General features: G+C 60.0%; 14 protein-coding genes. 10 read left to right on the forward strand and 4 right to left on the reverse strand.

The features are described 5' to 3' along the window. Nucleotides 1-113 precede the first annotated feature (113 nt). From K7A42_RS20210 to hflX, 5 genes are all read left to right on the forward strand, one after another. Complete coding sequence (locus K7A42_RS20210; protein WP_282455757.1) at nucleotides 114-2,375, forward strand: sensor histidine kinase NtrY-like; 2,262 nt, start codon at nucleotides 114-116, stop codon at nucleotides 2,373-2,375. Further along, the gene (locus tag K7A42_RS20215) at nucleotides 2,365-3,729 is read left to right on the forward strand and encodes a sigma-54-dependent transcriptional regulator (RefSeq protein WP_004441661.1); all 1,365 of its coding nucleotides are present in this window, start codon (nucleotides 2,365-2,367) and stop codon (nucleotides 3,727-3,729) included. The genes K7A42_RS20210 and K7A42_RS20215 overlap by 11 nt, the downstream gene beginning before the upstream one ends. 49 nt (nucleotides 3,730-3,778) lie before the next feature. Beyond that, complete coding sequence (trkA, locus tag K7A42_RS20220; protein ID WP_004441664.1) at nucleotides 3,779-5,155, forward strand: Trk system potassium transporter TrkA; 1,377 nt, start codon at nucleotides 3,779-3,781, stop codon at nucleotides 5,153-5,155. A 184-nt stretch (nucleotides 5,156-5,339) separates the two neighbouring features. Then, nucleotides 5,340-5,822, forward strand: a complete 483-nt coding sequence (gene hfq, locus K7A42_RS26115; protein ID WP_004441666.1) for an RNA chaperone Hfq — start codon at nucleotides 5,340-5,342, stop codon at nucleotides 5,820-5,822. 108 nt (nucleotides 5,823-5,930) lie between these two features. After that, a complete protein-coding gene (gene hflX, locus K7A42_RS20235) occupies nucleotides 5,931-7,337 on the forward strand; it encodes a GTPase HflX (protein ID WP_282455758.1) in 1,407 nt (468 codons plus the stop codon). A gap of 72 nt (nucleotides 7,338-7,409) precedes the next feature. Here hflX and K7A42_RS20240 read toward each other — a convergent pair whose 3' ends face one another. Both K7A42_RS20240 and K7A42_RS20245 read right to left on the reverse strand, forming a co-directional pair. Next, complete coding sequence (locus tag K7A42_RS20240; protein WP_244405000.1) at nucleotides 7,410-7,766, reverse strand: VOC family protein; 357 nt, start codon at nucleotides 7,764-7,766, stop codon at nucleotides 7,410-7,412. Between the two features lie 11 nt (nucleotides 7,767-7,777). Continuing rightward, a complete protein-coding gene (locus tag K7A42_RS20245; RefSeq protein WP_045534827.1) occupies nucleotides 7,778-8,182 on the reverse strand; it encodes an SRPBCC family protein in 405 nt (134 codons plus the stop codon). 121 nt (nucleotides 8,183-8,303) lie between these two features. On the opposite strand from K7A42_RS20245, the gene ccoG reads away from it, so the two are divergent. The 5 genes from ccoG to gndA all read left to right on the forward strand — a co-directional run bounded on the left by ccoG (nucleotide 8,304) and on the right by gndA (nucleotide 14,400). After that, nucleotides 8,304-9,887, forward strand: a complete 1,584-nt coding sequence (gene ccoG / locus K7A42_RS20250; protein ID WP_282455759.1) for a cytochrome c oxidase accessory protein CcoG — start codon at nucleotides 8,304-8,306, stop codon at nucleotides 9,885-9,887. Next, a complete protein-coding gene (locus K7A42_RS20255; RefSeq protein ID WP_004441680.1) occupies nucleotides 9,884-10,384 on the forward strand; it encodes a FixH family protein in 501 nt (166 codons plus the stop codon). The genes ccoG and K7A42_RS20255 overlap by 4 nt, the downstream gene beginning before the upstream one ends. After that, the gene (locus K7A42_RS20260) at nucleotides 10,381-12,672 is read left to right on the forward strand and encodes a cation-translocating P-type ATPase (RefSeq protein ID WP_282455760.1); all 2,292 of its coding nucleotides are present in this window, start codon (nucleotides 10,381-10,383) and stop codon (nucleotides 12,670-12,672) included. The genes K7A42_RS20255 and K7A42_RS20260 overlap by 4 nt, the downstream gene beginning before the upstream one ends. Next, nucleotides 12,669-12,842: a cbb3-type cytochrome oxidase assembly protein CcoS gene (gene ccoS / locus K7A42_RS20265; RefSeq protein WP_112765787.1), complete on the forward strand. Its 174-nt coding sequence runs from the start codon at nucleotides 12,669-12,671 to the stop codon at nucleotides 12,840-12,842. Before K7A42_RS20260 ends, ccoS begins: the two co-directional genes overlap by 4 nt. Before the next feature lie 127 nt (nucleotides 12,843-12,969). Beyond that, nucleotides 12,970-14,400, forward strand: coding sequence for an NADP-dependent phosphogluconate dehydrogenase (gene gndA, locus K7A42_RS20270; protein WP_035208854.1), 1,431 nt, complete (start codon nucleotides 12,970-12,972; stop codon nucleotides 14,398-14,400). A gap of 65 nt (nucleotides 14,401-14,465) precedes the next feature. Here the strand turns inward: gndA and K7A42_RS20275 are convergent, their stop codons facing one another. Together K7A42_RS20275 and mgrA are read right to left on the reverse strand one after the other, a co-directional pair. Further along, nucleotides 14,466-14,789, reverse strand: a complete 324-nt coding sequence (locus K7A42_RS20275) for an RcnB family protein (protein WP_004441687.1) — start codon at nucleotides 14,787-14,789, stop codon at nucleotides 14,466-14,468. A 179-nt stretch (nucleotides 14,790-14,968) separates the two neighbouring features. Further along, nucleotides 14,969-16,000: an L-glyceraldehyde 3-phosphate reductase gene (mgrA, locus tag K7A42_RS20280; RefSeq protein WP_022556113.1), complete on the reverse strand. Its 1,032-nt coding sequence runs from the start codon at nucleotides 15,998-16,000 to the stop codon at nucleotides 14,969-14,971. Nucleotides 16,001-16,009 lie beyond the last annotated feature (9 nt).

Below are 16,009 nucleotides of genomic sequence, written 5' to 3' on the forward strand. Positions count from 1 at the left end.
CCACATTGTGTTGCTTGGAAAACACTAGGAAGGACAGAGATTCGCCCCACATGTGCGAACCTCGCCTGACTTCATGACTGTGGCGCTGGCTGGCCAGCGATTGGGAGTAGTGCATGCGGAAACCCGCCGCCGAAAACGCCGTTGCCGACGAAGCAGCGGGCATGGTGGTCGCCGATCGCAGGATGTCTTTCGCTCTGCCGGGGCTGGTGCTCGCCGGCGTGGCCCTCGTGTGCGCCATCATCACGCTTTTCGTTCTGCTGGGCGTTACGCCAATCGCGCCGACATCGAATGTGGTCATCGCTTCCGTCGTCATCAACTCGATCTTCGTGATCGGCCTGATCTTCCTGATCGGTCGCGAAATCAACCGGCTGCTGAAAGCGCGCAAAAAGGGCAGGGCGGCGGCGCGTCTGCACGTGCGCATTGTCGTCCTTTTCTCCATCGTGGCGATCACGCCCGCAGTGCTTGTCGCCATCTTCGCCAGCCTGACGCTGAATGTCGGTCTCGATCGCTGGTTTTCGCTGCGCACCCAGTCGATCGTCGATTCATCAAGTAATATCGCCCAGGCATACATGATGGAGAATGCCGGTTACCTCCAGGGGCAGACCCTGTCGATGGCGACCGACCTCGACCGCAACCGCGCTCTCTTTTATCTCGACCGCACCGGCTTCGTTGATCTTATGACCCGCCAGGCGAAAGGGCGCGGCCTTCTTGGTGCGTTTCTCGTGCAGGAGGATGGCGACGCCGTCGCCCAGGCCGACATCAAGACGGAAAAGCCGCTTCCCGCGATACCGCATGACGCGCTCGAAAAGGCGGCCGCCGGCCAGCCGACGCTGATCCCGCCCGGTATTACCAACCTCGTAGGCGCCATCATCAAGCTCGAAGGCATCAGCGGCACATTCCTTTATACGGTGCGTGCGGTCGATCCCAAGGTGATGGGCGCGATGCGGCTGATGGAAGAGAACCGCGCCGAATACAAGGCCATGGAGGCAGGCCGCGCCCCGCTGCAGATCGCCTTCGCAATTCTCTATCTCGGTTTTGCGTTGATCGTGCTGCTCGCGGCAATCTGGACGGCCATTGCGGTGGCCGACCGTATCGTGCGGCCGATCCGCCTTCTCATCAGCGCCGCAGACAGTGTCGCCACCGGCAACATGCATGTTCTCGTTCCCGTTCGCGCCGTCGATGGCGACGTCGGGCGCCTGTCCCGCACCTTCAACAAGATGGTGTCGGAACTGCGCAGCCAGCAGGAGCAGATCATCGAGGCCAAGGACGACATCGATGATCGCCGCCGTTTCATCGAGGCCGTGCTGTCAGGCGTGACCGCCGCGGTTATCGGCGTTGACGAAAACCGCAGGATCACCATCGTCAATCCGTCGGGCGAAGAGTTCCTCGCACAAACGTCGGAACAGCTCATTGGCGCACAACTCTCCGACATTGCGCCTGAGATCGAACAGGTCGTCAACGAGGCCAACAGCTGGTCGCGCGGCAACTTCCGCAAGCAGATCAACATTATGCGGCGTGGCAAGGAACGAACGCTGAATGTGCAGGTGACGCGCGAAGACGCCCGCGACAGCCGTGACAGCTACGTCATCACGCTCGACGACATCACCGATCTCGTCATCGCGCAACGCTCGACGGCGTGGTCGGATGTCGCGCGGCGTATCGCACACGAAATCAAGAACCCGCTGACGCCGATCCAGCTTTCCGCCGAGCGCATTAAGCGCCGTTTCGGCAAGCAGATCGACGAAAGCGACCGCGCCGTCTTCGACCAGTGTACGGACACCATCGTCCGGCAGGTCGGCGATATCGGCCGCATGGTGGATGAATTCTCCGCTTTTGCGCGTATGCCGAAGCCAACGAAGGAAAAGTCGGACCTGCGGGCGATCCTGAAGGACGCGGCGTTTCTCCGGGAAATCAGCGCCGCGGACACCAAGTTCACGACGGAGCTGGGTGACACCCCGCTGGACGGCATGTTCGATGCCCGCATGCTGGGGCAGGCCTTTGGCAACCTCATCAAGAATGCGACGGAAGCCATCGAAGCGGTGGAAGGCGAAAAGCGGCCAGGCAAGATCCTCGTTCGCGCGTCCTTCGACGAGGCCAACTCACGTTTTGTGGCCGACATCATCGACAATGGCCGCGGTCTGCCGGTGGAAAATCGCCACCGCATTCTCGAACCCTATATGACGATGCGGGATAAGGGCACAGGCCTTGGCCTCGCCATCGTCAAGAAGATCATCGAAGAGCATGGCGGGTATCTGGAACTCCATGATGCCCCGCCGGAGTTCGATCATGGCCACGGCGCCATGATCAGAGTGCTGCTGCCCTATATCGAGGCGGTCGGCGGCGAAAATAACAAGGAAGCAGCATATGGCGTCTGATATTCTGGTCGTGGATGACGAGGCGGACATTCGCGAAATCGTGGCGGGCATTCTCTCCGATGAGGGGCACGAAACGCGTATGGCGTTCGACAGCGACAGCGCGCTGGCCGCCATTTCGGAGCGTGTGCCGCGCCTGATCTTCCTCGACATCTGGATGCAGGGTTCGAAGCTCGACGGTCTGGCGCTGCTTGATGAGATCAAGAGCCGCCATCCCGAAATTCCGGTCGTGATGATCTCGGGTCACGGCAATATCGAAACCGCCGTCAACGCCATCAAGCGTGGCGCCTTCGACTTCATCGAAAAGCCGTTCAAGGCTGACCGCCTTATTCTCATTGCCGAACGCGCGCTGGAAAACTCCAAGCTGAAGCGCGAGGTTCAGGAGCTCAAGAAGCGCACGGGGGATGCGGTTGAACTTGTCGGTGCGTCACTTGCGGTATCGCAGCTGCGCCAGACTATCGACCGGGTCGCGCCCACCAACAGCCGAATCATGATTCTCGGCCCGTCAGGTTCCGGCAAGGAACTGGTGGCGCGGATGATCCACAAAAAGTCGTCTCGGGCGACAGGTCCCTTTGTTGCCCTTAACGCCGCGACGATCACGCCGGATCGCATGGAGATTGCACTCTTCGGCACCGAAGGCCTGCCTGGACAGCCCCGGAAGGTGGGCGCACTGGAAGAAGCCCATCGTGGCGTTCTTTATCTCGACGAAGTGGGCGAGATGCCCCGCGAGACCCAGAACAAGATCCTCCGCGTGCTTGTCGACCAGCAATTCGAGCGTGTGGGCGGCGGCAAGCGCGTGAAGGTGGATGTGCGCATCATTTCGTCGACGGCCCATCACCTCGAAAGCCTGATCGCCGAGGGCCAGTTCCGTGAGGACCTCTACCACCGGCTCGCCGTCGTGCCGGTGAAGGTACCGGCGCTGTCCGAGCGACGCGAGGATATTCCCTTCCTCGTCGACATGTTCATGCGGCAGATTTCCGAACAGGCTGGCATCCGCCCGCGCAAGATCGGCGACGACGCAATGGCCGTTCTTCAGACCCATGACTGGCCGGGCAACATCCGACAGCTTCGCAACAATATCGAGCGGTTGATGATACTGGCGCGTCCCGAAGGCGGTGAAGCCCCGATCTCTGCCGACATGCTGCCGTCCGATATCGGCGACATGCTGCCGAAGATATCGGCTCAGGGCGATCAGCACATCATGACGCTGCCGTTGCGCGAAGCTCGCGAAATGTTCGAGCGAGACTATCTGGTGGCGCAGATCAACCGATTCGGGGGCAATATTTCGCGAACGGCGGAATTTGTCGGCATGGAACGCTCTGCACTGCATCGCAAACTGAAATCTCTCGGCGTATAAGGGGGCCAGGGCCAGGTCGCCGTAACCGATTATCCGTCAGAGAGACAGCATGAGAGTGATCATTTGCGGCGCAGGGCAGGTGGGTTACGGCATCGCCGAACAATTGTCGCGCGAGGACAACGAAGTATCCGTCATCGATACCGCCGCGTCTTTGATAACCGCCATCACAGAGACGCTTGATGTCCGCGGTTACGTCGGCCACGGCGCGCATCCGGACATGCTGGCCAAGGCCGGAGCGGACCAGGCGGACATGATCATCGCCGTGACGCTGCATGACGAAATCAACATCGTCGCCTGCGAGGTTGCGCATGCCTTGTTCAGCGTGCCGACCAAGATCGCCCGCATCCGCGACCAGAGCTATCTTAAGCCTGAATATGCCGATCTCTTCAGCCGCGAAAACATGTCCATCGACGTGACGATCTCGCCGGAAGTTGAAGTCGGCAAGATGGTGCTGCGGCGTATCGCCTTTCCGGGCGCGACCGACGTGGTGCGTTTCGCGGACGACACGGTCTACATGCTGGCCATCGAATGTATGGAGGATTGCCCGGTCATCAATACGCCGTTGCAGCAACTCTCCAGCCTCTTTCCAGACCTCATCGCGACGGTTGTGGGTGTCTACCGGGATGGTTTCCTCAAGGTGGCGCATTCTTCCGAACAATTGCGGGTCGGCGACCTTGCCTACGTCATCTGCCAGCGGCAACACGCCCGCCGCACGCTCAGCCTGTTCGGTCACGAAGAGCAGGAGGCGCAGCGCATCGTTATTGCGGGCGCGGGCAATATCGGCCACTTCGTTGCCAGCAAGATCGAGGAGTTGCAGCCAAAGACGCGGGTGAAAATTATCGAAGCGGATCGCGACAGGGCGGTTGCCGCATCGGAACAGCTCAGCCACACCATCGTCATGCATGGTTCAGCGCTGGACCAGAAAATTCTCATGCAGGCCGACATTCAGGACGCGGACCTGATCGTCACCCTGACCAATAACGACCAGACCAATATCCTGGCTGCGGTCATGGCCAAGCAACTCGGCTGCAAGTCGAACCTCGCGCTTTTGAACAGTTCCTCCTTTCACGAGGTTGCCGACTCGCTCGGACTTGACGCCTATATCAATCCGAGGGCGGTCACCATTTCCCGCGTTCTCCAGCATGTGCGCAAGGGTCGTATTCGTTCCGTCTATGCCGTGCAGCGCGGTTCGGCAGAGGTGATCGAGGCGGAGGCGCTGGAAACGTCACCGCTCGTCGGTCAGTCCTTTCGTGACGTTGAAATGCCCGAAGGCGTCCGTATCGGCGCGATATATCGCGATGGCGTGGTCATCCGGCCGGACGGGAGCACCAAGATCAAGGCGAAAGACCGTGTCGTACTGTTCGCCTCCGCCGACGCGGTGCGGGACGTGGAACAGCTTTTCCGCGTTTCGATACAATATTTCTGACTGTTTCGACGGCAGAAAACGGGTCAATACTCGTACCCATTCGACTGTTTTCGCCGTTGCCGAACAAGACACGATTTGATACCAGAGTTTGAGGTCGGCCAAACGGGGGACGAGATTTGGCCGGCTTATTATTGATTGATTATTTTCCGGTATCCCTGCCGGCAAAAAAGAAAGAAGCGGCGCCATGGCGGAACGTTCTCAAAACCTTCAAGATCTTTTCCTCAACACCGTACGCAAGAAAAAGATTTCACTGACGATCTTCCTGATCAACGGTGTGAAGCTCACGGGCGTGATAACGTCCTTCGATAATTTCTGCGTTCTGCTGCGCCGGGACGGTCATTCGCAGCTGGTTTACAAGCATGCGATCTCGACCATCATGCCCGGACAGCCGCTGGAACTCGAAATCGAAGAAGGTCCGGACCGCTCGCAGAACCTTCAGGATCTGTTCCTCAGCACGGTTCGCAAGAAGAACATTGCGCTGACGATCTTCCTGATCAACGGTGTCAAGCTCACGGGCGTGGTCACGGCTTTCGACAATTTCTGCGAGCTTCTGCGTCGCGACGATCACGCACAGCTTGTCTACAAGCACGCTATTTCGACCATCATGCCGGGTCAGCCGATGCAGATGTTCGAAAACGAAGAAGGCGCTGCACGCGAGGCGTCCTGACCTTCTCGTCTTAATGGAACCAACCGCACCGGGAACTTATTTGCCGCTGGGCGGTTGCTTCCTATTGACGTCCGCGCCGGCGCGGACGAATTCCAACCGTCTTTCCCGATGAGGACTGCCATTTCGACCCGCGACACCTCGAACGAATCGATCATTCCCGAGCAGGAAAAACACCGCGACGACATGCGCGCCGTGGTTCTTGTGCCGGTCCTGAAGCAGCGCGACACCCGCGACGCGGCTGCATCACCTGCCGCTGCTGGCCGCTCGGTCGAGGCGAAGCTTGAGGAAGCGAAGGGGCTGGCGCTCGCTATCGATCTCGAGGTGACCCAGGGGCTCATCGTCGCGGTCAACCAGCCACGCCCGGCGACATTGTTCGGCACCGGCAAGATCGAGGAAATCGGTCATCTTCTGGATGAAACCAATTCCGGCCTGGTCATTGTCGACCATCCGCTGACGCCGGTACAGCAGCGCAATCTCGAAAAGCATTGGAATGCCAAGGTCATCGACCGAACGGGCCTGATCCTGGAAATCTTCGGGCGCCGAGCCTCCACCAAGGAGGGTACGCTGCAGGTCGATCTTGCGCATCTGAACTATCAGAAGGGTCGCCTCGTTCGAAGCTGGACCCACCTTGAACGCCAGCGCGGTGGCGCGGGCTTCATGGGCGGCCCCGGTGAAACGCAGATCGAGGCTGACCGGCGCCTGCTTCAGGAACGCATCGTCAAGCTCGAGCGGGAACTGGAGCATGTGGTGCGAACCCGCCAGCTTCATCGCGCCAAGCGCCGCAAGGTGCCGCATCCGATCGTGGCGCTGGTCGGGTATACCAATGCCGGCAAGTCGACGCTGTTCAACCGCATTACCGGTGCGGGCGTTCTGGCCGAGGACATGCTGTTCGCCACACTCGATCCGACATTGCGGCGCATGAAACTGCCGCACGGCCGCACGGTGATCCTGTCCGATACGGTCGGCTTCATTTCGGATCTGCCGACACATCTGGTCGCGGCTTTCCGTGCGACGCTGGAAGAAGTGCTGGAAGCCGATCTCATCCTGCATGTCCGCGATATGTCCGATCCGGACAATGCCGCGCAGTCGGCGGATGTGCTGCGTATTCTCGGCGATCTCGGCATTGACGAAAAGGAAGCCGAGCACCGTATCATCGAGGTCTGGAACAAGGTTGACCGCCTCGATCCGGAAGCCCACGACGCCATCATGCAAAGAGCCGAAGGCAGCGCCAATATTCGTGCTGTCTCTGCGATCACGGGCGAGGGCGTCGATGCCCTGATGGACGAGATTTCGAAACGCCTCTCCGGTGTCCTGACGGAGACGACCGTGGTCCTGTCCGTTGAACAATTGCCGCTGATTTCCTGGGTCTACAGCAATTCCATCGTCGACGGGCGGGAAGATCACGAGGATGGTTCGGTTGCCCTCGATGTTCGCCTTTCCGAAGCGCAGGCCGCAGAGCTGGAACGCAAGCTCGGGAAGACGACTACACGCGAGCGGGAGGACTGGGAACGCTGAGCGCTCCCGGCCGCCCCTTATTCCAAGTCATTCTTCCGCGCAAAGCCGAGAATTGACGTTTGCCGAAACGTCTTACGCCGCAGACCAGACCGCCAGTTCATATCCATCGGGATCGGTAAAATGGAACCGGCGTCCGCCGGGAAAGGCGAAGATTGCGACGGTTATCTCGCCCCCCGCCGCCACGACCTGCCGCTGGGCATCCTCGATATCAGCCGCATAGAGAATAACCAGCGGTCCACCCTTCGCGGAAACCGGCGCCGTGGTGGTAAAACCGCCGGTCAGACGGCCGTCGGAAAATTCGCAATATTGCGGACCGTAATCCTTGAAAGACCAGCCGAAAGCGCCGCCGTAAAAGGCTTTGCTGCGCTCAATATCGCTCACGTTGAATTCGACATAGTCGATTCGCCGGTCGTTGCCATTTTCCGTCATCATTTACTCCATCACGTCTCTTCGAGCAGCGCCTTCAAGGCTTCGAGATCGGCTGTGACAGCCCTCGCATCCCCGTTGAAATCCTCGTCCGTCATCCCCTCAAGACGAAGCAGCGTGAAACTGACCTCGGCGCCACTGCCGTTCGGGGTCACCCTGAGCGCGTTATAGACCTTCAGGCCATCGGGCAAGGTGACGACGTGATCCACGACCCCGAATTCGTTTGCTGGCGCAAAATTCACCCTGACCTCGCCGAGTGGTCCGCCTTCGGCGATCCAGTCTTCGCCATCCGGCCTGAGGCCACCTGCCAGTCCGGCAGCCCAGCGAGCCATGTTGTTCGGATCGGAAACGAAGTCATAGACGTGACTCCACGGCTTCTCGATAGACAGATGAATGATTCTCGACTGCATGACAGACATTTCATCCTCCTCTTGCGGCACGCTCCTCTTGCTGCGCCACTTTGTCGTCACTTGATGCAAGTCAAGGATGTTTCACCGCAGAGATGGGAGAAAGCAAGGAGATAAAAACCGGACTCCTATCATGAACATCTATCGCGCCGGACAGGAACGCCCGCAGCAGCCCGTTGAAAGGCTGGACGCGGAGGCCGTCAATTCCGCAAAAACGCGCAAACCGCTTTACGAAGCACGCAGGAAAATTTTTCCCAAGCGCGCGGAAGGTCGGTTCCGGCGGTTCAAATGGCTTGTCATGCTCGTCACGCTCGGCATTTATTATCTCACGCCGTTCCTGCGTTGGGACCGTGGCCCCTATGCGCCCGATCAGGCGGTATTGATCGATATCGCCAATCGACGCTTTTATTTCTTTTTCATCGAAATCTGGCCGCAGGAATTTTTCTTCGTCGCGGGATTGCTGGTCATGGCGGGGTTGGGGCTGTTTCTCGTCACCTCCGCCGTGGGACGTGCATGGTGCGGTTATACCTGTCCCCAGACAGTGTGGGTGGACCTGTTTCTCGTCGTCGAACGGGCGATCGAGGGTGACCGAAATGCACGCATGAAGCTGGACGCCGCGCCCCCTACAGTCGGCAAATTCCGCAAGCGTGTGTTGAAGCACGCGATCTGGCTGGTGATTGGCGCCCTGACCGGCGGCGCCTGGATTTTCTACTTCGCCGATGCGCCGACGCTGGCGCGGGAATTCGTCACCGGCCAGGCGCCCATGATTGCCTATTCGACCGTCGCCATCCTCACCGCCACGACCTATGTCTTTGGCGGGTTGATGCGGGAACAGGTCTGCACCTACATGTGCCCTTGGCCACGCATTCAGGCGGCGATGCTGGATGAGAATTCGCTTGTCGTCACCTATAACGACTGGCGCGGCGAGCCACGCTCACGGCACGCCAAAAAGGCCGCCGCAGCGGGGGAGAGCGTCGGCGATTGCGTCGATTGCAACGCTTGCGTGGCGGTCTGTCCCATGGGCATCGACATCAGGGACGGGCAGCAGCTGGAATGCATCACCTGCGCGCTCTGCATCGATGCCTGCGACGGGGTGATGGACAAGATCGGCAAGCCGCGTGGCCTGATCGCCTATGCCACGCTTGCCGAGTATCAATCCAACATGGCGCTCGCGACCGGCAACGGTCAGCACGCAATCCGCCCAGCCAACGTGCGTGAGGAAGACGGCAAGTTCAGCAAGCGCGTGCGCCACTTCAACTGGCGCATCATCTTCCGTCCGCGCACGCTGCTTTATACTGCCATCTGGGCGGCTGTCGGCATCGGCATGCTGTTTGCGCTGGTGACGCGCGAGCGGCTGGCGCTCAATGTTCTGCACGACCGCAATCCGCAATACGTGCTGGAATCGAACGGATCCATCCGCAACGGCTACACCGTGCGCATCCTCAACATGGTGCCGCAGCCGCGCACGATGAGCCTGACCATCAATGGCCTTCCTGATGCCGTGATGAAGATAAACGGTATGCCCGATGCGGCCGCGCGTGCCTTTGAGGTGACGGTGGAGCCGGATGAAGCGACGACGCTGAAGGTCTTCGTCACCCGGCCGGGCGGGCGCGTCGCTCGGGCCGCGGAAAATTTCGAGTTTATCGTCAGCGATACGGGCGGCCATGAGACGGCCCGCTATGACGCTGTTTTCAACGCTCCGGGAGCGACAAAATGACCGTGAACAATCGTCACACGTCCGGTTTCACTTTCACCGGCTGGCATATGCTGGGCGTCATGCTGCTGTTTTTCGGCACCGTCATCACCGTCAACATGGTGATGGCCTGGAACGCGGTCAACAGCTGGAGCGGGCTTGTCGTGCCGAATACCTATGTGGCCAGCCAGCAGTTCAACGCGAAGGCGGAAGCAGCCAAGGCGAGAGCGGCGACCGGCATAAAGGGTAAACTTGCGGTGGACGAAAGGACGGTCCGCTACGAGGTCTTTCATCCCGATACCGGCCCGGTCGATACCGATCAGGTGATCGCGCATTTTCGCCGGCCCGTTGGGGAACGCCAGAATTTCGACATGGAGCTGACCCCGGTTGCCAAAGGGGTCTTTACCGGCCCGCATGACATGCTGCCGGGTCAGTGGATCGTAGAAATTACAGCCGTCAAGAACGGCCGGATCATCGTGCACGAGGGCACGCGGATCGCCGTTGTCAGGGGGCGCCAATGAGCTGTTGTGCACCGGGGACAGAAGGATCGCTGCAGCTTGCCGATCCGGTCAATCCACCGTCGTCAGAGGAGCTGATGCTGGCAAGCCGTGATCTGGGGCAGGGTCTCCGCCAGACCGATCTCAGCGTGCCGGATGTTTATTGCGGCGCCTGCATTACCACCGTGGAGCGCGCGCTCGGCCGCTTGCCGCAGGTGGAGCGGGCGCGGTTGAACCTTTCGTCCAAGCGTGTTGCGATTGTCTGGAGAGAAGAGGTCGAGGGTGTCAGGACCGATCCCGCCGACCTTGCCCGCGCCATTCTGGCGACGGGATACCGCACGCATCTTTTCGCCAGTGGTCAGGACGCTTCCGACGCGTTGCGTTCGCAGCTGATCAGGGCGGTTGCGCTATGCGGCTTTGCCTCGGCCAATATCATGCTTTTGTCCGTTTCCGTCTGGTCAGGCGCGGATGCGGCGACGCGCGACATGTTTCACTGGATTTCGGCGATGATCGCCGCCCCGGCGCTGATCTACGGTGGGCGTTTCTTTTATCAGTCGGCCTGGACAGCGCTGAAACACGGCCGCACAAACATGGACGTGCCGATCGCACTGGCCATCACGCTGTCCTATGCCGTTTCGCTGTGGGAGACGATCCACCACGGTGAACATGCCTGGTTCGATGCGACGGTGTCGCTGCTGTTCTTCCTGCTGATCGGCCGCACGCTCGATCACATCATGCGCGACAAGGCTCGTTCGGCGATTGCCGGGCTCGCCCGGCTCTCGCCACGGGGCGCGACCGTCCTCGGTGAGAACGGAACACGCGAATACCGCCCGCTTGCCGATATCGAGCCGGGAATGTCGATTGCGATAGCGGCAGGAGACCGTGTGGCGGTCGACGCGGTGGTCGAGAGTGGCAGCAGCGATCTCGACATGTCGATCGTCAATGGTGAAAGCGCGCCAAGGCGTGTTGCGGTGGGTGACAGCCTGCAGGCGGGTACGCTGAACCTTACCGGTTCGCTGGTGGCCCGGGTGACCGCCTCGGCCAGGGATTCATTCCTGTCGGAGGTCATCGGTCTGATGGAGGCGGCCGAAGGTGGGCGAGCGCGTTACCGCCGTATTGCCGACCGGGCCGCAAGCTATTATTCGCCCGTCGTCCATCTTCTGGCGCTGGTGTCGTTTCTCGGATGGGGTTTCTTCGGTGGCGACTGGAAGCAGGCGATGCTGATCGCCATCGCGGTTCTCATCATCACCTGCCCCTGCGCGCTTGGCCTTGCCGTTCCCGTCGTGCAGGTGGTGGCCGCGGGAAGGCTTTTCCGGCATGGGATCATGGTCAAGGAAGGGTCGGCCATGGAGCGACTGGCGGAGATCGATACCGTACTGTTCGACAAGACCGGCACATTGACCATCGGCAGGCCGCGACTGGTCGAGACGGGCGAGGTGAAGCCCGCCACCATGGCAATTGCGGCAGGACTTGCTGCCCATTCCCGCCACCCCCTCTCAAAAGCTCTGCATGCCGCCTACAGCGGCCCTTTGCCGGCGTATGAGACGGTGCATGAAATCCCGGGTTCGGGCGTCGAGGCGAAGACTGATGTGGGAACCTATCGGCTCGGTAACCGCCGTTTCGCGTGCCCGGATGATGAGGGTGCCGACAACGGCAATGCGCGGTCGGAGGTGGTGTTGTCACTCGATGGCCGCCTTCTGGCGAGCTTCGGTTTCGATGACAATCCGCGCGCAGGTGCGGCTGCGGCATTGCGCAGCCTGTCGGTGCGGGGTTTGGCTCAGGAAATCGTTTCGGGTGACCGGGCAGCAGCTGTCAGCGCCATGGCCGACCGGCTGGGGATCGCCAACTGGAGCGCGGACCTGTCGCCGAAGGACAAGGCGGCGCGTTGCGCCTCGCTTGCCGGGGTAGGGCACAAAGTCCTGATGGTGGGAGACGGTATCAACGATGCGCCGGCGCTCGCCGCCGCACATGTTTCGATGGCGCCCGCCACCGCCGCCGATATCGGCCGGCAGGCCGCCGATTTTGTTTTTATGCAGGAGGACCTCGATGCCGTGCCTTTCGCGATCGAGACATCGCAGCAGGCCGGAAAGCTCATCCGGCAGAACTTCGCGCTTGCCATCGGCTATAATATCATTGCCGTGCCGATCGCGATTGCTGGTTATGCGACGCCGATGATCGCGGCCATCGCCATGTCGACATCGTCGCTGATCGTCGTCGCCAACGCATTGCGCCTCGCCGGATCGGTTGAATCCGCCGGTCGTCGGAATGAACCAGAGACCGGGTTTGCGGGCGAGGGGGCGCAACTGGCATGAATATGCTGATCTATCTCATTCCCGTTGCGCTGCTATTAGGCGCACTCGGACTTTTTGCCTTCCTCTGGTCGGTGCGTTCGGGCCAGTATGAGGACATGGAAGGGGCCGCCTGGCGGGCGCTGGACGATGGTGATAACCGGCCGCGAACCTCGATTTCGAATAGGCCGTGACCTGCCGCAAATATGCAAAGCTGATTTGCGTCATCAAAATTTAATCGTTTCAGTCACGCCCAGCCTTGCCGTTTGGTGATTACAGTGCCACAACACGACCACCAAAAAGCAAGATGGAGGCACATCCGTGGAACAGGCAGAAATCGGTTTGATCGGTCTCGGCGTCATGGGCTCTAACCTGGCGCTCAACATCGCCGAAAAGGGCAACAAGATCGCCGTATTCAACCGAACCCCTGAAGCGACGAGAAAATTCTACGCTGAAGCCGGCGAGTTGCAGGGACAATTGATCCCTTGCGAAACCATCGAGGAATTCGTTGCCGCCATTCGTCCTCCGCGCCCGATCATCATCATGATCAAGGCTGGCGATCCGGTCGACCAGCAGATGGAAATCCTGAAGCCGCATCTTTCGAACGGCGACATCATGATCGATGCGGGCAATGCGAATTTCCGCGACACGATCCGCCGTTTCGACAATCTGAAGGACAGCGGCCTCACCTTTATCGGCATGGGCGTTTCGGGTGGCGAAGAGGGCGCGCGTCATGGACCGTCCATCATGGTTGGCGGCACCGAGGACAGCTGGAAGCGCGTCGAGAAAGTGCTCACCTCCATCTCCGCCAAATATAATGACGATCCGTGCGTGGCATGGCTCGGAAATGATGGTGCTGGCCACTTCGTCAAGACCATCCATAATGGTATCGAATATGCCGACATGCAGATGATCGCGGAAATCTACGGCATCCTGCGTGACGGTCTGAAGATGAGCGCTGCCGAAATCGCCGATGTGTTCGGTGAATGGAACAAGGGCCGTCTTAATTCCTACCTGATCGAAATCACCGAAAAGGTTCTGCGTGCCGCCGATCCGATCACCGGCAAACCGATGGTCGATCTGATCCTCGACAAGGCCGGCCAGAAGGGCACGGGCAAGTGGTCCGTCATCGAGGCGCAGAACATGGGCGTCGCCGCAACCGCCATCGAAGCGGCCGTGGCTGCCCGTATTCTCTCCTCGCAGAAGGATGAGCGCGAAGCTGCCGAGAAAATCTTTGGCCTTCCGGCCCTTGCAACTGCACCGGCCGACAGGAAGGCCTTCATCGCCGATCTGGAAAGCGCGCTTCTGGCCGCCAAGGTCGGTGCCTATGCGCAGGGCTTCGCCATCATGTCGGCCGCTTCGAAGGAGTTCAACTGGAACCTGCCGATGCCGACGATTGCCCGCATCTGGCGCGCCGGCTGCATCATCCGCTCGGAGTTCCTCGATGAAATCACCTCGGCCTTTACCAAGGATCCGCATGTGGCCAACCTCATCGTGACGCCGGCTTTCTCCGCTATCGTCAAGGAAACCGATGCGCCGCTACGCCGCGTCGTTTCTTACGCTGCCCTGTCGGGCCTGCCGGTTTCGGCGCTGGCCTCTGCACTCGGCTATTTCGATGCCTATCGTCGCGGCCGCGGCAGCGCCAACCTTATCCAGGCGCAGCGCGACTTCTTCGGCGCCCATGGCTTCGAACGCACCGACGGCGTGGACAAGCCGCATGGCCCGTGGGGCAGCGGCGCCGATATTTTCTGATCGGCCATTGGATAAAGATAAAGGCCCGCGCAAGCGGGCCTTTTTCATTTCACCGGTGCTTGGAATTAGCGAGCGGCGGCAAGGCCGACGATCAGGCCGCTGACGGCATTGATGAGCAGGAACTGGTTGTCAACGCGCACCCAGCGCTGGTCGCGGCGCGGTTCGGCCAGGCGGTAACGGCGATAATCGCGACGATCGACGAAATGACGACGCTCTGCTGGCGAGAGGCGCTGACCACGATCCCAGCGGTGCTTCTTGACGATGACCTTTTTCGTGACATGACGCTCGACGGTGACGCCGCGGTGGCGATCATCGTGACGGCCCTGCGCCTGAGCCATCGGGGCCGCGAGAACGGTTGCAGCCAGAAGAATGGTGACGAACTTTTTCATGGAAGTTTCCTCTCGTGTTTCAATGAGAAGAACTTACGAATAAACGAATGAACGGAAACTGAATTTAAAATTACAATTATGTAATGGTTGTTAAGGCTTAGAGGCGGAAGTTAATCTTTTGTTTTGAAGTTTCTTGACGCGGTCGGACCGCCCGGAATAACCGGGCGGTCTCTCCTCGGTCAGACGCGTTCGGCAGATTTTGCCCAGAGGTTGATATCCGCGTCCTTGGCATAGCGGTCGATTTCAGCGAGTTCTTCGGTCGTGAAATCCGGTTTGTCCAGCGCTTTCACACAGTCTTCAACCTGCTCGACGCGGCTGGCGCCGATCAGCGCCGAGGTGATGCGACCGCCGCGCAGCACCCAGGCGATGGCCATCTGCGCCAGTGTCTGACCACGGCGTTCGGCGATGCCGTTGAGCGCGCGAATGTTTTCAACATTGCGCTCGTTGAGGAAGGCCGGGTTCAGCGACTTGCTCTGCGATGCGCGGCTGCCATCCGGCACGCCGCCGAGATATTTCGTCGTCAGCATGCCCTGCGCCAGCGGCGAGAAGACGATGGAGCCGATGCCTAGTTCCTCCAGCGTATCAACGAGACCATCTTCTTCAATCCAGCGATTGATCATCGAATAGCTCGGCTGGTGGATGATGCAGGGCGTGCCGAGGTCCTTCAGGATCGCGGCGGCCTCACGGGTGCGCTTAGAGTTATAGGAGGAAATGCCGACATAAAGCGCCTTGCCCGAGCGGACGATCTGGTCAAGCGCACCACAGGTTTCCTCAAGCGGCGTGTTGGGATCGAAACGGTGAGAATAGAAGATATCGACGTAATCCAGCCCCATGCGTTTCAGGCTCTGGTCGCAGGAGGCGATAAGATATTTGCGGCTGCCCCATTCGCCGTAAGGACCAGGCCACATGTTGTAACCTGCCTTGGAGGAGATGATCATCTCGTCACGATAACCCCGGAAATCCGTCCTCAGGATTTCGCCGAAGGCGGTCTCGGCGCTGCCGGGCGGCGGGCCATAATTGTTGGCGAGGTCGAAATGGGTAATGCCGAGATCAAATGCACGGCGGCAGATGGCCTGTTTCGTCTGATGCGGCGTATCGTTGCCGAAATTATGCCAGAGTCCCAGCGAGATCGCCGGTAGTTTCAGTCCGGTTTTGCCGCAATGATTGTATTTCATGGACGTGTAACGGTTTTCGGCCGGTTGCCAAACCATGGGTCTTCC

Source organism: Agrobacterium sp. InxBP2, assembly GCF_026191755.1.
Taxonomy (GTDB): Bacteria; Pseudomonadota; Alphaproteobacteria; order Rhizobiales; family Rhizobiaceae; genus Agrobacterium; species Agrobacterium pusense.